Source organism: Phenylobacterium sp. SCN 70-31 (assembly GCF_001724605.1).
GTDB lineage: Bacteria > Pseudomonadota > Alphaproteobacteria > Caulobacterales > Caulobacteraceae > Phenylobacterium.
Genome location: NZ_MEEX01000004.1, coordinates 341,470 through 363,061, shown reverse-complemented (window position 1 = coordinate 363,061; position 21,592 = coordinate 341,470). Strand labels below are relative to the sequence as shown.

Sequence of the window (21,592 nt, the reverse complement as noted above, 5' to 3'; positions counted from 1 at the left end):
GTTCGGCGAAACTCTACCTTCGCGCGGACCACGCCGCCACGGAAACCGACGCGCCGCGGGATCCGCGTCACGCTCGCGCCGCAATCGGAGGTCTGCTAGCGCTCCGCCATGCTCGATCGCCCATTCCCGGCTGCCGTCCTGATAATCGCCCTGGCGCTGGCCGCCGGCCCGGCCCAGGCGCAGACAGCCGCCTCGAAAACCCAGAGTCCGAAAGCCCAGAGTTCCAAGGCTGCGACTCCGAAGGCTCCGGCCCGGCCGGCGGCCGTCGCGACCGCCTTCGACGCCACGAACCCGCAGAGCCTCATGGACGTGCTGGGCGCCGCGGGCGCCAAGGTTCAGACCAGCCGCAAGGAGGACGACGCCGTGTTCATCGCCGTGACGTCGACCGCGGCCGCCTTCTCGATGCAGTTCGCCGGCTGCAACGCCCAGGGACGCGCCTGCCGGGCCGTCCTGCTGGACGCCGCCCTGCCGAAGGGCTCCGCGACCTCGTCCCAGATCAACGGCTTCAACCAGACTTCGGTGATGTGCCGCCTGTATCAGGACCGGGCCGGCGTTCCGCACGTGCTCTATTCGACGCTCCTGTCCCGCACCATGAGCCGCGACGACGCCTCGAACGAACTGCTGGCGTGGCAGGGCTGCCTGTCCGACGCCCACGACTTCTCGCGCGATCCCGTCGCCTACCTCGCCAACGCAGCCTAGAATTCGGCGCGACGGCGAGAGGGCTCGCACCCGGCGTTTCGCGTCTGCTACCGTCCCCGGGAACCGGCAGTTCCCCAACAGCGAGTTTCCCATGCCCTCGGTGATCCTGAGCGTGATCGGCAGCGACCGGCCCGGCCTCACGGAGGCTCTTGCGGGCGCTGTGTTCTCGGCCGGGGGCAACTGGCTTGAAAGCCATCTCAGCCGACTGGGAGGCCTCTATGTGGGCTCTGTGCTGGTCGAACTCGAGGCGGACGGGATCGACGGCCTGCGCGACGCCGTCCGCGCGGTGGACGCCCGGGGGCTGGAGGTGCGGATCGCCGCGGCGGTCGACGCCGCCGGCGCCGGCGGCGAGGCGCTCCGCCTGAGCCTCGTGGGCCAGGATCGGCCGGGCATCGTGCGACAGGTGACCGCCGCGCTCAGCGGACTGGACGTCAACATCGAGGCCTTCGACACCCGGATCACCGCCGAGCCGCATTCCGGCGCGCCGCTGTTCCACATGGACGCCGCCCTGCGCCTGCCGCCGGGGCTGGCCGCGGCCGCGGTCGCGACAGCGCTCGAGGCCATCTCGGGCGAGATCATGGTCGACCTGTCGCTGACGCCCGCCGTCGACGGGCGCTGAACGTCCTCAGGCCGGAACCGTCGCCTTCCGGATCGCGGCCACCCGGTCGATCGCAGCCTCGGCTTCGGCGACCAGGCGCTTCACGATCTCGCCGGCCGGCAGGACGTCGCGGACGCCCCCCGCGGACTGGCCCATGGCGAAGCAGGAACTGTCGGCGTCCAGGCCTTCCAGTTGCCCGCCGATACCGCCCATCACCCCCGCCTTCGACGAATGCATCGCCTGCTGGGGGAACGGCTGGATGTCCTGCGGGCGGCTCTCCCAGTCGGCGACGTAGGGGTTCTTCTTCACCCGCATGGGCTTGCCCGAGTAGCAGCGGGTGCGAACCGTATCCTCGTCCGTCGCCTCGAGGATGGTGTCGCGGTACATCCGGCCGGCATGCGCCTCCTGCGAGGCGATGAAGCGGGTGCCCATCCAGACGCCGACGGCGCCCAGGCTGAGCGCGGCCGCCAGACCCCGGCCGTCATAGAGGCCGCCCGCGGCGACGACGGGGATCTTCACCTGCTCGACCGCCTGGGCCACCAGCGGCAGGGTGCCGACGAGGCCCGTGTGGCCGCCGCCTTCGCCGCCCTGGCAGATGACGGCGTCGCATCCGGCCTGCTCGGCCTTCACGGCGTGCTTCACCGCGCCGCAGACGACCATCACCTTAAGCCCGGCCTTCTTCAACTTCTCCATGATCGGCATCGGCACGCCCAGGCCGGCGACGAAGGACGAGGCGCCTTCCTCGATGATGATCTCGACCGAAGCGGTGAGGCTCTCCGGCGAGGCGGCCAGCAGGTCCACGCCGAAGGGTTTGTCGGTGAGCTTGCGCACCAGCCGCATCTGTTCCCGGATGAACTCGGGCTGGCGGCCCGCCATGCCCAGCACGCCATAGCCGCCGGCGTTCGAAACCGCCGCGGCGAGCTCGGCGTAGGAGACCCCGCCCATGCCGGCCAGCATGATCGGATGCTCGACCCCCAGAAGGTCGCAGAGCGGCGTGCGCAGGGTCATATCGTCGGTCCTCCCGTTCGTTGCGGACAGGATGGCGCCCCAGGTTATCGTTGAAAACCATGACGCGGGGTCAGCGGCGGTCACGGTTCTCCGCGCGGCCGCAGAGAATGTCGGCGGCGTCGGGGTTCCAGCGCGGAAGGCGGAACCCCACTTGAGGGGCTGGAGATTTGCGATGGCCGCCGAAACCGCCTTTGAGACGCCCTGGCATCGCGGCGAGGACGCGGCGCGGCGGCTGGCCGGCGTGGAGCAGGCGCCGGGCGGCGGCGGCGTACGCCCCTTCATGCCGGATCAGCACCGCCTGTTCTTCGCCCAGCAGCCCTTCCTCGTGGCGGCGACGCTCGACGAAGCCGGCAGCCCGACCGCCACCCTGCTGGCGGGCGGAGCGGGGTTCGTCGCCAGCCCCGACCCTCGGACCCTGGCCATCGCGGCCGTCCGCGAGGACCCGGCGGGCCGGCGAATGATCCGGGACGCCCCGATCGGCCTCCTGGGCTTGCAGCCGCACACCCGCCGCCGCAACCGCGTCAACGGCCGGATCGCCTACGCCGGCCCTGAGGGGCTGATCGTGCGCGTCGACCAGAGCTTCGGGAACTGCCCGCAGTACATCCACCCGCGCGAGGTCCTGTTCGACGCCGCGGCCCGCTCCGATGTCGAACACTTCGAGGGCCTCGACGCCGCGGCCCGCACGACGGTCGCGGCGGCCGACACCTTCTTCGTGGCCACGGCCAGCGGCGAGGGCGTCGAGAACGGCGGCGTCGACGTCTCGCACCGGGGCGGCCCCGCCGGCTTCGTACGGGCCGAGGGCGATGTCCTGACCATCCCGGACTACCGCGGCAACCGCTACTTCAACACCCTGGGCAACCTGGTCCTCGAGCCCCGCGCCGCCCTGCTGTTGGTGGATTTCGCGACGGGCCGCATGACCCAGCTCCAGGGCGAGGCCGACGTGCTGTGGGGCGCGCGCGACCTGCCGGGCGCCGAACGTGCATGGCGGTTCCGCGTGCGGCGCGGCTGGCGGGCCGACGCGGGCGTCCGCGTGGCCTGAGCGCCCAGACCCGCCCGCGTCAGGCCGCCGTCCAGCCGCCGTCGATGGTCAGCGCGGCGCCCGTGGTCGAAGCGCCGACGTCCGAGACGAGATAAAGCAGCAGGCCCGCGAGCTGGTCGTATTCCACGAAAGCCTTGTTGGGCTGGGCGGCCAGGATCACCTCTTCGACGACGCGTTCGGGCGAGATTCCGCGGGTGCGGGCCTGATCGCCGATCTGCATCTCGACCAGGGGCGTCTTCACATAGCCGGGGCAGATGGCGTTCACGGTGATCCCGGCGCGGGCCACCTCCAGCGCGGTGGACTTGGTGAAGCCCACCACCCCGTGCTTGGCCGCGACGTACGCCGACTTGAACGGCGAGGCGACCAGGCCGTGCGCCGAGGCGATGTTGACGATCCGGCCCCGGCCCTGCGCCTTCATGATCGGCAGGGCGTGCTTGGTGGCGTGGAAGGCGGACGAGAGGTTGATCGCGATGATCTGGTCCCACTTCTCGTCCGGAAACTCGTCGACGGCGGCCACGTGCTGGATGCCGGCGTTGTTGACGAGGATGTCCAGGCGCCCCAGCTCGCGATGCGCAAAGCCGATCAGGTCGGCGATCTGGCCGGGCTTCGTCATGTCGGCGGCGTGATACAGCACCCGGACGCCTGTCGGCGCCGCGGCCTGCATCGCGGCGCGGTCGGCCTCGATCTTCGCGGCGTCGCCGAACCCGTTCAGGACCACGCTGACGCCCTGGCCCACCAGGGCCTGCGCCATGCCCTGGCCGATTCCGCTGGTGGAGCCGGTGATGACGGCGACCTGGCCGTCGAGGCGGAAGTCCACGGCCATGTCAGGCCTCCTTGCGCTGGCGGCTCGCCGGCTTGGGCGGCGGCGGCTGGGGTCGGGCGAAGGTGAAGAGCGTGTCGGTCGAAAGCTGGGCCCGGAACGTGTAGCCGTCACGGTCGAAGGCGCGGAGGTCCGCTGCGCGGTCGATGCGGCCGTCGATGGCGAAGCGGGCCAGGGCGCCGCGGGCGCGCTTGGCGAAGAACGAGATCACCCGGGCCTCGCCGTGCTTCTCCTCCAGGAACCGGCATGAGATCAGCGGCAGCGTCAGCGCCTTGCGGTCCACCGCGCCGAAGTACTCCTCGCTGGCGCAGTTCACGAGCGTCGGGTCCTTGTGGCCTTCCGCCGCCGCATTCAGGCTCTCGGCGATGCGGGGCCCCCAGAAGTCGTAGAGGCTCCCGCCCCGGCGGGTCTTCATCCTGACCCCCATCTCCAGCCGATAGGGCTGGATGGCGTCGAGCGGCCGCAGGACACCATAGAGGCCCGAGAGGATGCGCACGTGATCCTGCGCCCAGGCCAGCGCCTTGCGGTCCAGCTCACGCGCGCGCAGCCCGAGATAGACGTCGCCATTGAACGCGAAGGCCGCCTGCACCCCGGCCTCGCTGTCGGCGTCGAAGGCCTGGAAGCGATCCCGGTTCAACGTCGCCAGGCTGTCGGAGAGCGACATCATCCGCTTCAGGTCGCTGACGCGAAGCTTCCGGGCCGCCTTCGCCAGTTCGGAGGTGTGATCCGTCATCTGCGGCGCGGTCAGCGGCGCGGAGTCCGGCCCGGCTTCGAAGTTCAGCGCCTTGGCCGGGGAAAGCACGATGAGCATCGTGGTTCCCTTTGCCGCGACTTGGCCCCGGCGCCAAGACCGCTGCGCCAAGGCCGCTGCGCCAAGGCCGCTGCGCCAAGACCGGGGGGCCGGCATTCGGACGCCGGTGGGTTGCCTGCCCCCGAAGGGTCGGCGAAGAGTGCGCCATGCGTCCCGTTCGAACCGATCGCCCGCTGTTCGCTCTGCTGTCGGGCTTCGCGGTGCTCGTCGTGATCGTGGCGACCACGCTCTGGCTGGGCGAACAGCAGAGCCGCTCGGAGAGACTGGTTCAGCATACGCTGGCCGTCGAGATGCGGCTGGCCTCCGTGCTGTCGATCGTCCAGGACGCCGAAACCGGCCAGCGCGGCTTCCTGCTGACCGAGGACGTCGGCTTCCTCGCCCCGTACCGCCGGGCCATCGCCGTCCTCGACGAAGAGCTTCAGATCCTGGCGGCGAGCATTTCCGACAACCCGTCCCAGCAGGCCGAGATGGCGGCGCTCAAGTCCGCGATCCGCACACGCATGGACCTGCTGACCCTCAAGGTCGAGGGCCACAGGCCGGGCGAGGCCGGAGCCTCTCTCCTCGCCGCGCTGGTCAAGGGCCGGGCGGCGATGGACCAGGTGCGCGAGATCATCCTGCGCATGCAGGCCGAGGAGGCGACGCTCCTGGAGCGCCGCGTGGAACGCTCGGGACGGCAGGCCCTCCTCGTCCGTGGCGGACAGCTGCTGGCCGCCGCCCTGGTGGTGCTGCTGGGGGCGTTCGTCTTCGCCGACGGGCGGCGCCGACTGCGGGCGACCGAGACGGCGCGCGGCTCGCTGGAAAAGGCCAACGCCGACCTCAAGGCCGAGATCGCCCAGCGCGAGGCGGCCGAGGCCCAGGTCCGCCAGTTCCAGAAGGTGCAGGCGATCGGCCAGCTCACCGGCGGGATCGCCCACGACTTCAACAACATGCTGGCCATCGTCATCGGCTCGCTCGACCTGGCCAAGCGACGGCTGACCAGCGACCCGCAAAAGGCCGAAGCCTGTATCGACAACGCTCTGGAAGGCGCCGACCGGGCCGCCCAGCTCACCTCGCGCCTGCTGGCCTTCTCGCGTCAGCAACCGCTCGCGCCCCGCGTGCTCGACGTCAACAAGCTGGTGGGCGGCATGTCCGAGCTGCTCCGGCGGACCATCGGCGAGAACCTCAGGGTCGAGACCGTGCTCGCGGGGGGCCTGTGGCGCACCTTCGCCGACCCCGCCCAGCTCGAGAACGCCATCGTCAATCTGTGCGTGAACGGCCGCGACGCCATGCCGGAAGGCGGCAAGCTGACCATCGAGACGACCAACACCCACCTCGACGACGCCTATGCCGCCGCCAACGCCGAGGTGGCCGCCGGCCAGTATGTGATGATCTCGGTGACCGACACCGGAAGCGGCATGCCGCCCGAGGTGATCGAGCGCGCCTTCGACCCCTTCTACACCACCAAGGGCGTGGGTCGCGGGACCGGCCTGGGGCTCAGCCAGGTGCATGGCTTCGTCAAGCAGTCCCGGGGTCACGTGAAGATCTATTCCGAGCCCGGCGTCGGGACCACGATCAAGATCTACCTGCCCCGCAACGCCGGCGAGCCGAGCGCCCAGGACAACGCGCCGCGACCGCTGGGCGAACTGCCGCAGGCCCGCGACGGCGAGGTCGTGCTGGTGGTCGAGGACGACGAGCGCGTGCGGCGCCTGAGCGTGGATGCGTTGCGCGAGCTTGGCTATACGGTCGCCCAGGCCGCCGACGCCGCGCAGGCCATGACGGTGCTGGGGCTCCAGGCGCGGGTCGACCTGCTGTTCACCGACGTCGTGATGCCAGACCTCGACGGCCGGCGGCTCGCCGACCGGGCGCGGGAGGCGCGTCCCGACCTGAAGGTGCTCTACACCACCGGCTACACGCGCAACGCCATCGTCCACAACGGCATGCTGGACGCCGACGTGGCCTTCCTGGCCAAGCCGTTCACGGTCGAGCAGCTCGCGCTCAAGGTCCGCCAGGTGCTGGACGAGGAGACCGTCGGCCGGAACGCCTGAAGCGACGCCAGCGGCAGGGACCTCAGAACAGGACGCGGGGATTGAGGATCCGCTTCGGATCCATCGCCTGGCGGATCGCCCGCTGGACGGACAGCTCGGCCGCGCTCTTGTAGCGGGCGGCCTCGGCCGTCTTCATCGCGCCCAGGCCGTGCTCGGCGCTGATCGAACCGCCCAGCCGCGCCACCAGGTCGTGGACGATGCGCGAGCCCGCATCGCGGCGCGCCGCATGCTGCGCGTCGGACCCGCCGTCCGGCCGCAGGACGTCGTAGTGGATGTTGCCGTCGCCCACATGGCCGAAGGCGGCGATCCGCGCGCCGGGCGCAAAGGCCTGCATAGCGGCGTCGGCCTCGGCCAGGAACGTCGGGACCTGGCTCACCGGCACAGCCACGTCGTGCTTCCAGGTGGCGCCCTCAGGCTTCTGGGCCGGCGACTGGTTCTCGCGGATGGCCCAAAGCGCCTTCGCCTGGGCCTCGGTCTGGGCGACGACGGCGTCGCGCACCAGGCCGTCCTCCAGGCCCGAGGCCAGGAACCGCTCCATCGCCGCTTCGGCCGATCCCGGCTCGCCCGACGCGAACTCGGCCAGCACGTACCAGGGATGCGGCGCGACCAGCGGGTCGCGCGTCCCGGCGATGTTGCGCAGCGCGAAGTCGATCCCCGTCCGCCCCATCAGCTCGAAGGCCTCGACCGCGCCGCCCGTCTCGTCCTTGGCTCGCGCCAGCAACGCGATGGCGTCGGCCGGCGCGGCCACCGCGATGAACGCCACCGCCCGCGAGGCCATCTCGGGATAGAGCTTCAGCGCTGCCGCCGTCACCACGCCCAGGGTCCCCTCGGCGCCGATCAGGAGCTGCTTCAGGTCGTAGCCGGTGTTGTCCTTGCGCAGGCGCTTGAGGCCGTTCCAGACCTCGCCGTTCGGCAGCACGGCCTCCAGGCCCAGCACCAGGTTGCGGGCCATGCCGTAGCGCAGCACCTGGGTGCCGCCGGCGTTGGTCGAGACCACGCCGCCCACCGTGGCCGAGCCCTCCGACGCCAGGCCCAGGGGAAAACGACGGCGCACCGCCGCGGCGGCGGCATGCACCTCGGCCAGGGTCGCGCCCGCCTCGGCGGTCAGCGCGTCGTCGCGGTCGTCCACGTCGCGGATGGCGCGCAGCCGTTCGGTCGAGAGCAGGATCTCCCCCTGCGGGATCTGGCCGCCGACGAGGCCCGTGTTGCCGCCCTGGACGGTGAGCGGCTGGCCGGCCTCGAAGCAGATCCCGACCACGGCGGCGACCTCCTCGGTGCTCCGGGGCAGCGCCAGGAACGGCGTCGCGCCCACCCACCGGTCGCGCCATTCCACCAGCTTGGGCGCGATGCGCTCGGCGTCCTCGCTCCAGCCGCCGTCTCCCAGCACGGCCTTGAGGCGCGAGACGACATCGGCGGGAACAGGCGCAGTCATGGCGCGAGCCTACGCTTCCGCAGGCCCGCTCGCCAGTATATACTCGAATATATACCGGAGAGCGCCATGGCGATCCTGATCAAGAACCCCGAGGTCGAGCGCAAGGCGCGCGCGTTGGCGAGCCTGAAGGGGCAGACCCTGACGGCGGTGATCGAGGGCGCCCTGGATCGGGCGTTGGCGGAGATCCAGTCGAAGCGGCGTCGCCTTACGGTCGAAGAGATGATGGAAATGACCCGGCGCTTCCGGGAGCGCGCTGGCGTCGCCGGCCCCATGCCGCCCGTGACCAAGGCCGAGTGGGATGAGATCAACGAGATCCCAGGCCTGGAGGACGACGTTTGATCGTCGTGGACGCGTCGGCCCTGGTCGCAATGGCTCAGGGAGAGGCCGAGGAAGAGGCGTTTTCGAACGTCATCCGGCAGGCCGACGTCATCCGCATGACGGACATCAACTACGTCGAAGCCGGGATCGTGCTTTGCCGGCGCCGCCTCTTTCCCGGCTTCGCGCAGTTCGATGCTTGGCTTACGAGCCTGGAAGTCGGAGTCGAAGAAGACAGGAAGCTGGGCGCGGCGGCGCTCCAGGCGTACCTTCGCTATGGCAAGGGCCACCATCCCGCCCGGCTCAACCTCGCCGACTGCTTCGCCTACGCCCTGGCGAAACGCCTCAATGCGCCGCTGCTCTACAAGGGCGACGACTTTTCGCTGACCGACATTCGCTCGGCGCTCTGAGACATGGGCGCCCGGCCGGTGTCGGAAACGGGCGGTTCGCGGGCGCCTGGCGCCGCGCAGACATGGGTCTGTCGTGACCGATCGGGGTGTTGAACGAGCCGTGGCGACCTCGGGCGGCTAAATCTCGGCCGCGATTTTGCGTAGCGCGCGTTCGAAAGCGTCGGCGGGATGCCCGCCGGAGATGACGTACGTCTCGTTGATGATCACGGTCGGGACGGAGCTGACGCCGGCCTCGTACCATTGGGCCTCCAGCGCGCGGATGTCGTCGGCGAAGCGGCCCGAAGCCAGGACGTCGCGAGCGGCGACGGGATCGAGCCCCGCACGTTCGGCGGCGGCGACCAGCACCTCGGGGTCGCCGGGGTTCTCACCACGGGTGAAATAGGCTTCGAAGAGCAGGTGCTTGAGCGGCAGCTGGCGCCCCTCGAGGCCCGCCCAATGCAGCAGCCGATGAGCGTCGAAGGTGTTGTAGATCCGGCTTTCAGGCGTGGTGGCGATGGTGACGCCCACCTCGGCGGCGCGGGCGCGGATATGGTCGCGGTTCCGGGCCGATTGCTCGGGCGTCGCGCCATACTTCTCGCGGACGTGCTCGCCGATGTTCTGGCCTTCGGCCGGCATGTGGGGGTTGAGCTCGAACGGCTGCAGGGTGATCGTCGCATCGACGAGGTCGCCGACCCGCGCCAGGGCCGCCTCGAGCCCGCCCAGGCCGATGACGCACCAGGGGCAGGAGACGTCGGAGACGAAGTCGATCCTCATGGGCTTGGTCATGTGGCCTGCGCCTCCTCGGACGAGGCGTCGCGGGCCTCGGGATAGGGATAGCCGTCCGCGTCGGGACTCCACAACCGCTCTTCGGCGGAGCGGGATCGTCCGCTGACACGCCCTACCCCACGAACCCCGCCGCCCGCTTCAGCCGGTCGTTGATCGCCTCGCCCAGGCCCTCGTGCGGGATCGGCGCGACGGCGATCCCGGCCGGCGACGTGCGGTCGGCGGCGCGGAGGTAGGCGAAGAGGTTGGCGGCGGCCTCGGCCAGGTCGCCCGTGGGACTGAGGTTCCAGGGTCCCGCGCCGGCGGGGCCGAACGACAGCCACGCCTCGCCCGGCTGCGGCGCCGTCGCATCGAGCCGCACCGGCGCGTCGGGGGTCAGCCGGCCGGGCGAACGTCTGGCGTCGTCCGCCGCCTCGGCCAGGGGGCCGATCACCGCCTCGATCTGCGCGCGGGTCACGGCGCCCGGCCTGAGCAGGCGCGCCTCGTCCAGCAGACCCACCACCGTCGATTCCAGGCCCACGGCGCAGGGGCCGCCATCGAGGGCGGCCTGCACGAAGGCTCCCGTCTCCTCCAGGGCGTCGGCGAGGCTCGTCGGACTGGGCCGCCCCGAGCGGTTGGCCGAGGGCGCCACCACCGGCCCGCCGAAGGCCGCGATCAGGGCGTGGGCCAGCGGATGCGCCGGCGCGCGGACGGCCACCGTGTCCAGTCCCGCCCGCGCCAGGTCGCAGACCGCCGCGGGATCGGCGACGGGCAGCACCAGGGTCAGCGGCCCGGGCCAGAACCGCGCCGCCAAGGCCTCGGCGCGGGCGTCGAAGCGGGCGATCCGCCGGGCCATGCCGACGTCGGCCACGTGGGCGATCAGGGGATTGAAGCTGGGCCGCCCCTTGGCCTCGTAGACGGCCGCCACCGCGCGCGCGTCCGCCGCGTCGCCCGCCAGGCCGTAGACGGTCTCGGTCGGCATCAGCACGAGCCCGCCGCCGCGCAATGCGCGCGCCGCCGCTTCGGCCGGGTCTGTCGGGGGATCGTCCACGACGGCGCGGTTACACCGGCCCGGCGAGACTGTCCCCCACGAACTGCGCGCACATTGACGTCCCGGCGACTATCGAACCGCCCCGCCAGCCACTAGAAGACGCCCAGTCCGCCAGAGACCGGCCAGAGGCCGACGAGAGACCGACCAGAAGACCCGCGAGAGAGAAGAGCCCGCCATGACGTTCCGCGCCCCCGTCCGAGACCTGGCTTTCGCCCTGAAGACCGTGGGCCATCCCGACCTGCTGGCGCGCCACTATCCCGACCTCGACGGCGACACGGTCCAGGCCGTGCTCGAAGCCGCCGCCGCCTTCGCCGACAACGAGCTTGCGCCCCTCAACCGCCAGGGCGACCTCGTGGGCGCCCGTTACGAGAACGGGACGGTCACCGCGGCCCCCGGCTTCGCCGACGCCTACCGGCGCTTCGTCGAGCAGGGCTGGAACTCGCTCTCGGCCGACCCGGAGCACGGCGGCCAGGGCCTCTCGAAGGCGATGGAGCTGGCCGTCTTCGAGATGGTCCACGCCGCCAACATGGCCTTCGGCCTGTGCCCGATGCTGACCCAGGGCGCCATCGAGGCCCTGACCCTGCACGGGACCGAGCGGCAGAAGGCGCTGGTGCTGCCGAAGCTGGTGTCGGGCGAATGGACCGGCGCCATGTGCCTGACCGAGCCGCAGGCCGGCTCCGACCTCGCCGCTCTCACATCCGTCGCCCGGCCCGACGGCAAGGGCGGCTACCGGCTCTCGGGCCAGAAGATCTTCATCACCTGGGGCGACCACGACGCCGCCGACAACATCTGTCACCTGATCATCGCCCGCACCCCCGACGCGCCGCCCGGGATCAAGGGGATCAGCCTGTTCCTGGCCAACAAGTTCCAGGTGAAGGACGACGGCGCGCTGGGGCCGCGCAACAGCTTCCGGCCCGCCTCCATCGAGCACAAGCTGGGCATCCACGGCTCGCCCACCTGCGTCATGCTCTACGAGGACGCCGAGGCCGAACTGGTGGGCGAACTGGGCCAGGGCCTGGCCCACATGTTCGTGATGATGAACGCCGCGCGGCTGCAGGTGGGCGTCCAGGGGGTGGCCATCGCCGAGCGGGCCTTCCAGCAGGCGCTGGCCTTCAGCCAGGAGCGCCGGCAGGGCCGCACCGCCCTGCCCGGCGACGGGGCGATCTACGGCCACCCGGACGTCCGCCGCACCCTGATGCTGATGAAGGCGCGGATCGAGGCCGCCCGGGGGATCTGCCTGACCACCGGCGTCCTGTCCGACGTGGCGCGGCTGGCCGACGACCCGGCCGAGCGGGCCGCGGCGAAGGCCCGGCAGGAGCTTCTGACGCCCATCGCCAAGGCCTGGTCCACCGACGTCGGCGTCGACGTGGCCTCGGCCGGGGTCCAGATCCACGGCGGCATGGGCTTCATCGAGGAGACCGGGGCCGCCCAGCACTACCGCGACGCCCGCATCGCCCCGATCTACGAAGGCACCAACGGCATCCAGGCGCTGGACCTGATCGGCCGCAAGGTGCGCGCGAACGGCGGCGAGACGATGAAGGCCCTGTGCGCCGACATGGCCGCGACGGCCGACCGGCTCTCGGCCGCCGCCGGGCTCGAGGGCGTGGGCGCCCGCCTGGGCGCGGGCGTCGCGGCGCTGGACCGCGCCACCGGCTGGCTGCTGGACGCCGACAACATCGCCGCGCAGGCGGCGGCCACCCCCTATCTCAAGCTGGCCGGCGACGTGACCGGCGGGTGGATCCTGGGCCTCCAGGCCCTGGCCGCCTCGGGCTCGGAGGACCAGCCCTGGCTGGCGGCGAAGGGCGCCCTGGCCCGGCTCTGGGCCAGCCAGGTGCTGACCCAGGCCCCGGGCCTCGCCGACGGCCTCGCCGACGGCGCGCTCGACCTCGAATCCACCCAGCCGACGGCGCTGGCCGGCTAGGGCGACCGCCGATCACCGTTCGCGAACGGTTTACCTGCGGCATTTAGGCTCAGCCGCAGGGGGATAGCCGCAGGGGGATAGCCCATGTGGAGAGCCAAGGCGGGGTATCCGGCGGCGGCCATCTTGGTCCCGAACGTCGACGTCACCAGTCTTCAGCTCTGCCTGGCGGCCTTCCGCATGCCGCTGCCGGCGCACGTTCTCTTCAACGCCCTGGCCGCGCTGGGCGCCCTGCTTCTGGGACATCCCTGGGTGGCGGCCGTCCTCCTTGTCGCCGCCACGGCGTTCGACACCGCCCAGCAGCACTTGGTGAAGCGATGGCTGGCCGCCGGACCGGAGCTGGACGAGCACAAGGGCCTGCGCCGCCTCGCGGCCCTCTCCGCCGTGCGGATGACGGTCTACACACTCCCCACCTGGTTCATGGCGTTCACCGGCGGCCTGGCGGAACTTGCGTTCTACGGGCTCCAGCTCGCCACCCTGATGGCCGTGGCGGTGGGCCTGAGCAGCCTCTCCCGCCTGGTGTTCTGGGCGTCCGTCTCACCCATGGCTGCGGGAATCCTCGGCATCTGCGCGCTCCGCTTCGACCCGCTCACGACGGCCGGGCTGCTCCTCAACGCCGTGGTTCTGTTCGTCATACTGCGATCGATCTCGGTCCATGCCTCCTCAACGATCGCAAGGTGGCATGACGCCTACGTCGCCTCGGTGGCCGACCGGGCGGCGGCCGACGCGGCGCGGGAAGCCGCGCATGACGCCGGTCTGGCCCGCGCCAGCTTCCTGGCCACCATGAGTCATGAGATCCGCACCCCGATGAACGGCGTCATGGGGATGGCGCGGCTCCTGCGCCGCGACGAACGCGCGCCCCTCCAGATCGAGCGCCTCGACGCCCTGATCGATTCCGGCGAATACCTGCTTCAGATCCTCAACGACGTGCTCGACGCCTCCAAGATCGACGCCGGCAAGCTGGAGATCGTCACCGCGCCCGAAGACCTCCGCGCCCTCCTGGACCGCGCGGTGCTGTTCTGGACCCCTCGCGCGGACGAACGTGGCGTGGCGCTGTCGCTCGCGGCGCCGGACGCCTTGCCCGACCGGCTGATGATCGACGCCCTGCGCCTGCGCCAGGTGCTGTTCAACCTGATGGGCAACGCCCTGAAGTTCACCGAAGCCGGGTCGGTCACGGTCGAGGCGCGCGCCGGCGATCTCGGCGACGGCCGGGTCCGGCTGAACCTGACGGTGCGCGATACCGGGCCGGGCATTCCTGCGGACCATCTGCCGACGCTCTTCGACCGCTTCTCCCAGGCCCAAGGTCCGGCGGCGCGCCGGACGGACGGCACCGGCCTCGGGCTGGCCATCGTGCGTGAGCTGGTCGAGCTGATGGGCGGGCGTGTCTGGGTCGAGAGCGAGGTCGGGGCGGGGTCCGCCTTCCACGTGGAGCTCGATCTCGATCCGGCCGCGGCGACCGACGGCGCCGGGGAGGATGACGCCGGGACCGCGCCGCAGACCTTGACGATGACCCCGCTGCGGGTGCTCGCCGTCGACGACAACGCCATCAACCTGATGGTGCTGGAACAGCTCCTGTCCAGCCTGGGCCATGCGGTCTCCAAGGCTCCCGGCGGAGAGGCGGCCCTGGACGCCCTGGCCGACGAGAGCTTCGACCTGGTGCTCACCGACATCCAGATGCCGGCCATGAACGGCTCGCAGCTTCTGGCGCACATCCGCGCCACCCAGGGGCCGAACCGGTCCGTTCCGGTCATCGCCCTCACCGCCGACGTCGTCTCGGGCGGCCGGCAACGCTATCTCGACGAAGGCTTCACCGAGCACGCGTCCAAGCCGATCCAGCTCCAGGAACTGCTGGACGCGATCGTCCGGGCGACGGCCGCGACACCGGACCGGACGTCCGAGCGCGCGGCCTGAAGCCTGGCCCGCTCGACGTCTACGCCGCCAGGGCCGGAAGATCGTGGAGCGCGGGATCGAGTCCGGCGCCCATCAGGTCGATGAAGTTGTCGCGGTAGAACATCCGCTTCCGCGCCGCGCTCACGCCCTCCAGGCTCTCGTTGAAGCGCTTCAGAGGATTGCGGCCGCCCTCGACGTGCGGGAAGTCCGAGCTGAACAGCGCCATCTCGTCGCCCGCGTTGGCCATGATCCAGGCGACGTCCTCGTGCGGGTAGGGCGTCACCCGAAGCTGGCGGCGCAGGATCTCGGACGGCCGGGCCGAAAGCCGTTGCAGCCGCTCCTCCTTGCCGAAGGCGGCGCAGCCGGAATCCAGGAACTTCATCAGGCTGGGCAGCCACGAAGCGCCCAGCTCGATGGCCCCGAACTTCAACCGGGGGAACCGGTCGAACACCCCGTCGATCACCATCACCGACAGCGTCTGCCAGATGCTCAGCGGGATCGCCATGAAGGTGACCGAGGTGAAGTTCTCGTCGCCGCCGTGGAAATCCTTCACCTGCGGCAGGCCGTTCTCGGCATAGGCTTGGGCCATCTTCTCCTCGCCGCCCACGTGGAACAGGATCGGCAGCCCCGCCTCCTCGGCCAGCGCCCACAGCGGATCCAGCTCGACGTGGCTGGGCGAGAAGCCCGGCGGATGGCGCGAGGGCACCACCAGGCCCTTGGCGCCCAGCGCGATGGCCTCGCGCGCGATCTCGGGCGCCCGCGCCCGGTCCGCCAGCGGCACATAGCCCGTGGCCAGCAGCCGGCGATCCACCGAGCAGAAGTCGGTCATCATCCGGTTGTGTGCGCGCGCCGCCTCGACCGCCAGGTCGATCTCGCCCGCCTGCTCCAGGCCCCAGTTCGACAGGCAGGCGGTGGTGAAGACGAGCTGGCTGGCGAAGCCCAGGTGATCCAGCGTCGCCGGCCGGTCGTCGGCCCGGAACGCGCCCAGGGCCTCGTAGTTCTTGCGCAGCAGGATGTTCGCCTCGGCCCCGGCGCGGAACTCGGGATCCTCGTGTCGGTCCGCCGCCTTGGCGAACCATTCCGGCAGCACGTCCTTCTTCCCGGTCTTGGCGATGAAGTCGTCGCGGACCCTGGGGTCGAGGTACCGGTGGATCGTGCCCGGCAGCTCCATGATATGACTGTCGGCGTCGTGGATCGTCTGGCCTTCGACATACGCCATGGCGCATCCTCCCCGAATGCATGTTCTCGTTGGCCGGCATTCCGAACCTTCAAATTCCGGGCGTCAAGGATTCTGGGAGCGGCATCCGACCGATGTCGCCCGCGACCTGATCGGCTGGGAGGTCTATGTGGGCGGGGTGGGCGGCCGCATCGTCGAGACCGAGGCCTATCATCAGGAGGACCCGGCCTCGCACAGCTATCCCGGCCCGACCGCGCGCAACGCGGCGATGTTCGGCCCGGCGGGGCGCCTCTACGTCTACCGTTCGTACGGCGTCCACTGGTGCATGAATTTCGTGTCCGGCGCATCGGGCGAAGGATCGGCGGTGCTGATACGCGCCATCGAGCCGCGGCATGGCCTGGACGTCATGCGGGCGCGCCGTGGGCGGGACGATCCCCGCGCGCTCTGCTCGGGCCCCGGAAAGCTGTGCCAGGCGTTGGCGGTCACCCGCGAACACGACGGCCTGCGGCTGGATTCGCCGCCGTTCGAACTCCGTGAAGGCCCGGCCGGCGCCGTCGTCGCGGGACCTCGTATCGGGATCACCAAGGCGGCGGAAAAGCCCTGGCGGTTCGGAGAGGCCGGCTCACGGTTCCTGAGCCGGCCCTTCTCCCGCTAAAGCTGAGCCAGCATGTAGTCGGCGGCCGAGACCTTGAATTCGCCCGGCGCCTCGACGTTGAGCTCCTTCACGATCCCGTCGTTGACGATCATCGAGTAGCGCTGCGAACGCTGGCCCATGCCGAAGCGGCTGCCGTCCATGGACAGGCCGATGGCGCTGGTGAAGTCGCCGTTGCCGTCGGCCAGCATGATCACGTCGTCACCCACCGCCTGGTCCTCGCCCCAGGCCTTCATGACGAAGGCGTCGTTCACCGACAGGCACGCGATGGCGTCGACGCCCTTGGCCTTCAGGTCGGGGGCATGCTGCTTGAAGCCCGGCAGGTGCTTGGCCGAGCAGGTGGGGGTGAAGGCGCCCGGCACGGCGAACAGGGCCACGGTCCGGCCCTTGAAGAAATCGTCGGTCTGAACCGGCTTCGGCCCTTCGGCGGTGGCCTGGGTGAGGGTCGCGCTGGGCAGCTTGTCGCCAACCTTGATGGTCATCGAAGGGTCTCCTCGCTCGGATGCTTTGCCTGTTCAGGCCGGCACATAAACGCGAAAAGCCGGGATGGGTAACCTCAATTCCGGGGTTTCGGCGCGCACGCCCTTGAAGTCGCCACGATCCCGCTGAATCTCTGCCGTATGGACAGCGCGTTCCTGACGGGCCAGCTCCTCATCGCCATGCCGGGGATCGGCGATTCCCGGTTCGAGCGCTCGGTGATTCTCATCTGCGCCCACGACGACCGGCACGCCATGGGCGTCGCCGTGAACCGGCCCGTGGAGGGGCTGACGGTGCCCGACCTGCTGGAGCGCCTGGAGATCGAATCCGCCGGTCCGGTCGCGCCCGACTTCGTCCTGTTCGGCGGTCCGGTCGAGGTGGAGCGCGGCTTCGTTGTGCATACCGACGACTATCGCGCCGAGCACAGCCTGGGCGTGGACGGGGGGCTGGCGCTCACCACCACCCGGGAGGTGCTGGAGGTCATGGGCGCCCCGGGCCGCCAACCGCGCAAGACCCTGCTCGCCCTGGGTTACGCCGGCTGGGGCGCCGGCCAGCTCGAGCGCGAGATCCGCGAGCACGTCTGGCTCACGGTGGAAGCCGACGAGGCCCTGGTCTTCGACGACGACCACGACACCAAATGGGCGCGGGCCCTGGCCAAGCTGGGCGTCGATCCCACCTTCCTCAACGCCGAAGCCGGCGGCAGAGCCTGACCTCCCGAGCCTCCGCGCGAGTGGAGGCTCCGTCATGGAGAACCACAGAAAACACGGAAGGACACGGAAGTCGCAGCTTCGTCTTCCGCGTTTTCCGTGTCCTTCCGTGGTTCCTTCAAATTCGAGAGGCGCCGCTTCGCGGCCCTATCCGGATCAGCCGCGGGCCTTCACCGGGGCGGCGCCGTCCACGTAGCTTTCGTTGAGGTAGACCTCGGCTTCCTGGGCCGAGAGGGCCGGGGCGTAGCCGAAGCCCTGGCCGTAGTCGCAGCCCAGCGACAGCAGGTGCCGCGCCATGCCGGCGTTCTCCACGCCCTCGGCCACCACCTCCATCGCCAGGTCCTGGCCCAGCTTCACCACCGACGACACGATCTTGGCCGAGCCCTCGTTGGTGGCCATGGTGCGCACGAAGTAGCGGTCGACCTTCAGCGTGTCGAAGGGGAGCCGCGTCAGGTAGCTGAGCGACGAGAAGCCGGTGCCGAAGTCGTCCAGCGCCAGGGCGGCGCCGGCGGCGCGCAGCTCGCCCAGGACGACGGCCGCCCGGTCGGGATCGCGCATGACGTCGCTTTCCGTAACTTCCAGCTTCAGCGCCCCGGGCGGCAGGCCGGTCTCGGCGCGGATCGCCTTCACGTCCGAGACCAGGTCCGGCCGGTCGATCTCGCCGGTGGAAAGGTTGACGGCCACGGTCAGCTCGCCCGCGGCCCGGTGGCGCTGGCGCCAGGCGGCGAGCTGGCGGGCGGCCTCGCGCATCATCATGGCGCCCAGCTCGGGCATCAGGCCCATCTCGTCGCAGAGCGGCAGGAACTGCTCGGGCATCAGCAGGCCGCGGCGCGGGTGCCGCCAGCGGACCAGCGCCTCGAAGCCCGACAGCGCGCCGGTCGAGAGCCGCACGATCGGCTGGTAGAAGGGCGTCATCTCGCCCCGGCGCAGGGCGCCCTTGAGATCGGCCTCCAGGGCCAGGCGCGACAGGCCGTCGGTCTCCAGGCTGCGGCCGTAGGCCGCCGCGCCGCCACGGCCGTTGCTCTTGGCCGCTTCAACGGCCAGCTCGGCCCGGCGCAGCAGCTCGGCCGCCTCGGGCGCATCCTCGCCGCCGTGCGCCTCGACGGCGCCGATGGACAGGGTGGGGTGGATGTCGAAGCCCGCCACGCGCAGCGGCTGCTCCAGCGCCCGGCGAAGCGCCTCCGGGCCGGGGGACCCCTCGGCCGGCGCCAGGGCGGCGAACTCGTCCTCGCCGATCCGCGCCAGCAGGGCGCCCGGCGGATATGATGCGGCCAGCCGCGAGCCCAGGGCGGCCAGCACGAGATCGGCGCGCTCGTGGCCCAGCGCCTCGTTCAGCCGGCGCAGGCGGTCCAGATCGGCGACGATCAGCTCGTGGCGGCCGGGCGTCTGCAACCGTTCGCGGGCCAGGTTGATGAAGCTCTTGCGGTCGGCCAGGCCTGTCAGATGGTCCAGGCCGGGCGCCGCGAAGCGCACCTCGGCGGCCACCACGCCCGCGGCCCGCACGCCCTCTTCCAGCCACACCCCGCGCCAGACACAGGGGACGCCGCCGCGCAGGCGCAGGCGCGCCGCCACCTCGCCGCCGGGTTCCTGGACGCGCAGGACATCTTCGGCCAGGGCGCGGTCCTGCGGCAGGGCGAGCGCGCGGAGCGCCGCCGACGAGCAGTCGGGCGCCAGCGGCCCCAGGCCCAGGGCGCGGGTGGCCCCGGTGAGGCGCAGACGGTCCTTCTCCGGCTCCCAGACCCAGAGCGCGACTTCCGCCGCCCCCAGGGCCTCGAGCGTGGCCGTGGCGTCCCACATCCAGCGATCGTTCGCCATGACGTCCTGAAAACTGAGCCTGTGCCGAAGGCGCCGGTGGAATTAGACCGACACCCCTTCGTCCGGCCCCTCGCGCCCCACGTGCGGGGTCAAGCGTCCGAACAGCACATGGTCTCGCCAAGCGCCGTTAATTTTAAGATAAGCTGGCGCGAATCCCTCCTCCCGGAAGCCGGCCTTGGCCAGCAGGCTGCGCGACGGGACGTTCTCGGGAATGCAGGCGGCTTCCAGCCTGTGGAGCGACAGCGGGCCGAAGGCGAAATCGCACAGCGCCCGCACCGCGGCCAGGGTCTGGCCCTGCCGCGCATAGGGCTCGCCGCACCAGTAGCCGACCGACCCCATCTGCGCGACGCCGCGCCGCACGTTCGACAGCGTGATGCCGCCGGTCAGGGCGTCGTCCGAGGCGCGGAAGACGAAGAACGGATAGGCCGCGCCCGCCTCCCGGTCGCGCGCATAGGCCAGCAGCCGGCGCCGGAACGCCGCCCGGCTGAGGTCGTCCGCGGGCCAGATCGGCTCCCAGGGCTGGAGGAAGGCGCGGCTGGCTTCGCGCAGATCGCGCCATTCGGCGTAGTCCGAAGCTCGCGGCGGCCGCAGCCACACGCCCTCGCCTTCCACGCGAAGGCCGCTCTCCGGCGCGATCCAGTCCAGCAGGGCCATGCGCGGAAACGTCGCGCAATCGCGGCGATGGTCAAGAGCGTTGGCGCGGCGCGCGACGGAACGGCGCACGATCCGCGCTGCGTGAGCGTCAGCCCGCGAACGCCGCCTGGAAACGGTCGGCCGCCGCCAGGGCCGGCCTGGGCCCAAGCACCGCCACGGCGGCCTTGCGGGCGCCCAGGATGCGCGCCGTCAGCGCGGCGATCTGGCCCGGCGTGACCGCATCCACCTCGGTGGCCACGGCTTCGGGGTCCAGCGTGCGGCCGAACAGCAGAACCTGGCCGGCCGCCTGCTCGGCGCGCGCCAGCGCCGACTCGCGCCCCATGAACATCGCGCCCTTGAGCTGGGCCTTGGCGCGCGCCAGCTCCGCCTCGCCCACCGGCGCGGTCAGGGCCTGGATCTCGCCGGCCGTCACCTGGGCCAGTTCGGCCGCGTCGGCCGCGTCGCAGCCGGCGAAGACGCCCAGGACGCCGGTGTCGGCGTAGGTCTCGGAATAGGCGTCGATGGCGTAGGCCAGGCCGCGCTTCTCGCGCGCCTCCTGGAACAGGCGCGAGGCCATGCCCCCGCCCAGCATCTCGGCCAGGAGACGGAGGGCGAAATAGTCCGGATCGCGCACGCCCACCGCCGGCAGCAGCAGCACGACGTTGGCCTGCTCCAGCCGCTTGGCCCTGGTGCGCACGCCGCCCCGGAAGACGGCCGTCGCCGCCTCGGGCAGGGCCGAGCCGACCCCGGCGCCGAAATCGCGCTCGGCCAGCGCCAGGAGGGCGTCCTCGTCGACCGCGCCGGCGGCGCTCACCACCAGCGTCTCGGGGCCGTAGAGGGCGGCGCGCCAGGCGTTCAGCGCCTCGGGCGTCGCGCGGCCGATCGAGCGTGGCGTGCCCAGGATGGGGCGGCCCAGCGGCTGGCCCTCGAAGGCGGCGGCCTGCGCCAGTTCGAACACCAGGTCGTCGGGCGTATCGGCGGCCTCGGCGATCTCCTGGCCCACCACCTGCTTCTCGCGCGCCAGGTCGCCGTCGTCCATCGCGGGCCGCTGGACGAGGTCGGCGATCACCGCCGATCCCAGGTCCAGGCCGTCCTTCAGGGCGCGCACCTGGAAGCTGGTGCGCTCGTAGCCGGTGGCGGCGTTGATGTGGCCGCCCTCGGCCTCGATCACCTCGACGATGTCCCGGGCCGAACGCCCGCCTGCGCCCTTGAAGACCATGTGCTCGAGAAGGTGCGACCAGCCCGAGCGGTGCTCGTCCTCGAAGCGCGCGCCCCGACCCGCCACCACCGAGAGCGCCACCGTCTGCCAGCCGGGCAGCGGGTCGCAGACCACCCGCACCCCGTTGCCCAGGGTGTGGACGCGCGGGGTCACCGC

General features: G+C 71.4%; 21 protein-coding genes. 10 read left to right on the top strand and 11 right to left on the bottom strand.

All coding sequences use genetic code 11. From position 1 onward, the window contains the following. The first annotated feature begins 108 nt into the window (after window positions 1-108). Both ABS78_RS04110 and ABS78_RS04105 read left to right on the top strand, forming a co-directional pair. Window positions 109-699, top strand: coding sequence for a YbjN domain-containing protein (locus ABS78_RS04110; protein ID WP_293375263.1), 591 nt, complete (start codon window positions 109-111; stop codon window positions 697-699). Window positions 700-790: 91 nt separating this feature from the next. After that, window positions 791-1,318, top strand: a complete 528-nt coding sequence (locus ABS78_RS04105; RefSeq protein ID WP_293375260.1) for an ACT domain-containing protein — start codon at window positions 791-793, stop codon at window positions 1,316-1,318. 6 nt (window positions 1,319-1,324) lie between these two features. On the opposite strand, the gene ABS78_RS04100 is transcribed toward ABS78_RS04105, so the two are convergent. After that, window positions 1,325-2,305, bottom strand: coding sequence for a nitronate monooxygenase family protein (locus tag ABS78_RS04100; RefSeq protein WP_293375257.1), 981 nt, complete (start codon window positions 2,303-2,305; stop codon window positions 1,325-1,327). Between the two features lie 172 nt (window positions 2,306-2,477). Between ABS78_RS04100 and ABS78_RS04095 the strand changes: the two genes are divergently transcribed. After that, window positions 2,478-3,344 (top strand): pyridoxamine 5'-phosphate oxidase family protein, encoded by an 867-nt coding sequence (locus tag ABS78_RS04095; protein ID WP_293375254.1) that lies wholly within the window; start codon window positions 2,478-2,480, stop codon window positions 3,342-3,344. Window positions 3,345-3,363: 19 nt separating this feature from the next. Here ABS78_RS04095 and ABS78_RS04090 read toward each other — a convergent pair whose 3' ends face one another. After that, on the bottom strand, window positions 3,364-4,167 hold the full coding sequence (locus ABS78_RS04090; protein ID WP_293375251.1) for a 3-hydroxybutyrate dehydrogenase: 804 nt from the start codon (window positions 4,165-4,167) through the stop codon (window positions 3,364-3,366). A 1-nt stretch (window position 4,168) separates the two neighbouring features. Then, window positions 4,169-4,975 (bottom strand): peroxide stress protein YaaA, encoded by an 807-nt coding sequence (gene yaaA / locus ABS78_RS04085; RefSeq protein ID WP_293375248.1) that lies wholly within the window; start codon window positions 4,973-4,975, stop codon window positions 4,169-4,171. A 146-nt stretch (window positions 4,976-5,121) separates the two neighbouring features. Between yaaA and ABS78_RS04080 the strand changes: the two genes are divergently transcribed. Further along, a complete protein-coding gene (locus ABS78_RS04080) occupies window positions 5,122-6,999 on the top strand; it encodes a CHASE3 domain-containing protein (protein ID WP_293375245.1) in 1,878 nt (625 codons plus the stop codon). A gap of 22 nt (window positions 7,000-7,021) precedes the next feature. Here ABS78_RS04080 and ABS78_RS04075 read toward each other — a convergent pair whose 3' ends face one another. Then, window positions 7,022-8,431, bottom strand: a complete 1,410-nt coding sequence (locus ABS78_RS04075) for an FAD-binding oxidoreductase (RefSeq protein WP_293375242.1) — start codon at window positions 8,429-8,431, stop codon at window positions 7,022-7,024. Window positions 8,432-8,497: 66 nt separating this feature from the next. Between ABS78_RS04075 and ABS78_RS04070 the strand changes: the two genes are divergently transcribed. Together ABS78_RS04070 and ABS78_RS04065 are read left to right on the top strand one after the other, a co-directional pair. After that, entirely contained in the window at window positions 8,498-8,770 is a 273-nt protein-coding gene (locus tag ABS78_RS04070) for a type II toxin-antitoxin system VapB family antitoxin (RefSeq protein ID WP_293375239.1), read from the top strand. A gap of 5 nt (window positions 8,771-8,775) precedes the next feature. Then, entirely contained in the window at window positions 8,776-9,156 is a 381-nt protein-coding gene (locus ABS78_RS04065) for a type II toxin-antitoxin system VapC family toxin (protein ID WP_293375480.1), read from the top strand. Between the two features lie 117 nt (window positions 9,157-9,273). On the opposite strand, the gene ABS78_RS04060 is transcribed toward ABS78_RS04065, so the two are convergent. Further along, a complete protein-coding gene (locus tag ABS78_RS04060) occupies window positions 9,274-9,921 on the bottom strand; it encodes a DsbA family oxidoreductase (RefSeq protein WP_293375236.1) in 648 nt (215 codons plus the stop codon). A 112-nt stretch (window positions 9,922-10,033) separates the two neighbouring features. Further along, window positions 10,034-10,948, bottom strand: coding sequence for an L-threonylcarbamoyladenylate synthase (locus ABS78_RS04055; protein ID WP_293375233.1), 915 nt, complete (start codon window positions 10,946-10,948; stop codon window positions 10,034-10,036). Window positions 10,949-11,123: 175 nt separating this feature from the next. On the opposite strand from ABS78_RS04055, the gene ABS78_RS04050 reads away from it, so the two are divergent. Both ABS78_RS04050 and ABS78_RS04045 read left to right on the top strand, forming a co-directional pair. Continuing rightward, complete coding sequence (locus tag ABS78_RS04050; protein ID WP_293375231.1) at window positions 11,124-12,869, top strand: acyl-CoA dehydrogenase; 1,746 nt, start codon at window positions 11,124-11,126, stop codon at window positions 12,867-12,869. A gap of 84 nt (window positions 12,870-12,953) precedes the next feature. Continuing rightward, window positions 12,954-14,777 (top strand): ATP-binding protein, encoded by a 1,824-nt coding sequence (locus ABS78_RS04045; RefSeq protein WP_293375228.1) that lies wholly within the window; start codon window positions 12,954-12,956, stop codon window positions 14,775-14,777. Window positions 14,778-14,796: 19 nt separating this feature from the next. Here the strand turns inward: ABS78_RS04045 and ABS78_RS04040 are convergent, their stop codons facing one another. After that, window positions 14,797-15,975 carry an amidohydrolase family protein gene (locus ABS78_RS04040; RefSeq protein ID WP_293375225.1) on the bottom strand — a complete coding sequence of 393 codons (1,179 nt, stop codon included), beginning with the start codon at window positions 15,973-15,975 and terminating at the stop codon, window positions 14,797-14,799. A gap of 16 nt (window positions 15,976-15,991) precedes the next feature. Here ABS78_RS04040 and ABS78_RS04035 point away from each other — a divergent pair, with 16 nt between their 5' ends. Next, a complete protein-coding gene (locus ABS78_RS04035; RefSeq protein ID WP_293375222.1) occupies window positions 15,992-16,588 on the top strand; it encodes a DNA-3-methyladenine glycosylase in 597 nt (198 codons plus the stop codon). Here ABS78_RS04035 and ABS78_RS04030 read toward each other — a convergent pair. Beyond that, window positions 16,585-17,067: a peroxiredoxin gene (locus ABS78_RS04030; RefSeq protein ID WP_293375219.1), complete on the bottom strand. Its 483-nt coding sequence runs from the start codon at window positions 17,065-17,067 to the stop codon at window positions 16,585-16,587. The genes ABS78_RS04035 and ABS78_RS04030 overlap by 4 nt on opposite strands. Window positions 17,068-17,205: 138 nt before the next feature. Here ABS78_RS04030 and ABS78_RS04025 point away from each other — a divergent pair, with 138 nt between their 5' ends. Next, complete coding sequence (locus ABS78_RS04025; RefSeq protein ID WP_293375216.1) at window positions 17,206-17,772, top strand: YqgE/AlgH family protein; 567 nt, start codon at window positions 17,206-17,208, stop codon at window positions 17,770-17,772. A gap of 153 nt (window positions 17,773-17,925) precedes the next feature. Here ABS78_RS04025 and ABS78_RS04020 read toward each other — a convergent pair whose 3' ends face one another. From ABS78_RS04020 to ABS78_RS04010, 3 genes are all read right to left on the bottom strand, one after another. Then, window positions 17,926-19,584 carry a bifunctional diguanylate cyclase/phosphodiesterase gene (locus ABS78_RS04020; RefSeq protein ID WP_293375213.1) on the bottom strand — a complete coding sequence of 553 codons (1,659 nt, stop codon included), beginning with the start codon at window positions 19,582-19,584 and terminating at the stop codon, window positions 17,926-17,928. 42 nt (window positions 19,585-19,626) lie between these two features. Further along, a complete protein-coding gene (locus tag ABS78_RS04015) occupies window positions 19,627-20,238 on the bottom strand; it encodes a GNAT family protein (protein WP_293375210.1) in 612 nt (203 codons plus the stop codon). An 88-nt stretch (window positions 20,239-20,326) separates the two neighbouring features. Further along, a complete protein-coding gene (locus tag ABS78_RS04010; protein WP_293375207.1) occupies window positions 20,327-21,589 on the bottom strand; it encodes a pitrilysin family protein in 1,263 nt (420 codons plus the stop codon). Between the last annotated feature and the right edge of the window lie 3 nt (window positions 21,590-21,592).

Excerpts from the sequence above, each read along its gene's own strand:
- ABS78_RS04070 (WP_293375239.1), top strand. The coding sequence starts at position 8,498 with ATGGCGATCCTGATCAAGAACCCCGAGGTCGAGCGCAAGGCGCGCGCG.
- ABS78_RS04045 (WP_293375228.1), top strand. The coding sequence starts at position 12,954 with ATGTGGAGAGCCAAGGCGGGGTATCCGGCGGCGGCCATCTTGGTCCCG.
- ABS78_RS04090 (WP_293375251.1), bottom strand. The coding sequence starts at position 4,167 with ATGGCCGTGGACTTCCGCCTCGACGGCCAGGTCGCCGTCATCACCGGC.
- ABS78_RS04075 (WP_293375242.1), bottom strand. The coding sequence starts at position 8,431 with ATGACTGCGCCTGTTCCCGCCGATGTCGTCTCGCGCCTCAAGGCCGTG.
- ABS78_RS04015 (WP_293375210.1), bottom strand. The coding sequence starts at position 20,238 with ATGGCCCTGCTGGACTGGATCGCGCCGGAGAGCGGCCTTCGCGTGGAA.
- ABS78_RS04050 (WP_293375231.1), top strand. The coding sequence starts at position 11,124 with ATGACGTTCCGCGCCCCCGTCCGAGACCTGGCTTTCGCCCTGAAGACC.
- ABS78_RS04025 (WP_293375216.1), top strand. The coding sequence starts at position 17,206 with ATGGACAGCGCGTTCCTGACGGGCCAGCTCCTCATCGCCATGCCGGGG.
- ABS78_RS04030 (WP_293375219.1), bottom strand. The coding sequence starts at position 17,067 with ATGACCATCAAGGTTGGCGACAAGCTGCCCAGCGCGACCCTCACCCAG.
- ABS78_RS04080 (WP_293375245.1), top strand. The coding sequence starts at position 5,122 with ATGCGTCCCGTTCGAACCGATCGCCCGCTGTTCGCTCTGCTGTCGGGC.
- ABS78_RS04095 (WP_293375254.1), top strand. The coding sequence starts at position 2,478 with ATGGCCGCCGAAACCGCCTTTGAGACGCCCTGGCATCGCGGCGAGGAC.
- ABS78_RS04035 (WP_293375222.1), top strand. The coding sequence starts at position 15,992 with ATGCATGTTCTCGTTGGCCGGCATTCCGAACCTTCAAATTCCGGGCGT.
- ABS78_RS04110 (WP_293375263.1), top strand. The coding sequence starts at position 109 with ATGCTCGATCGCCCATTCCCGGCTGCCGTCCTGATAATCGCCCTGGCG.
- ABS78_RS04060 (WP_293375236.1), bottom strand. The coding sequence starts at position 9,921 with ATGACCAAGCCCATGAGGATCGACTTCGTCTCCGACGTCTCCTGCCCC.
- yaaA (WP_293375248.1), bottom strand. The coding sequence starts at position 4,975 with ATGCTCATCGTGCTTTCCCCGGCCAAGGCGCTGAACTTCGAAGCCGGG.
- ABS78_RS04105 (WP_293375260.1), top strand. The coding sequence starts at position 791 with ATGCCCTCGGTGATCCTGAGCGTGATCGGCAGCGACCGGCCCGGCCTC.
- ABS78_RS04100 (WP_293375257.1), bottom strand. The coding sequence starts at position 2,305 with ATGACCCTGCGCACGCCGCTCTGCGACCTTCTGGGGGTCGAGCATCCG.
- ABS78_RS04020 (WP_293375213.1), bottom strand. The coding sequence starts at position 19,584 with ATGGCGAACGATCGCTGGATGTGGGACGCCACGGCCACGCTCGAGGCC.
- ABS78_RS04040 (WP_293375225.1), bottom strand. The coding sequence starts at position 15,975 with ATGGCGTATGTCGAAGGCCAGACGATCCACGACGCCGACAGTCATATC.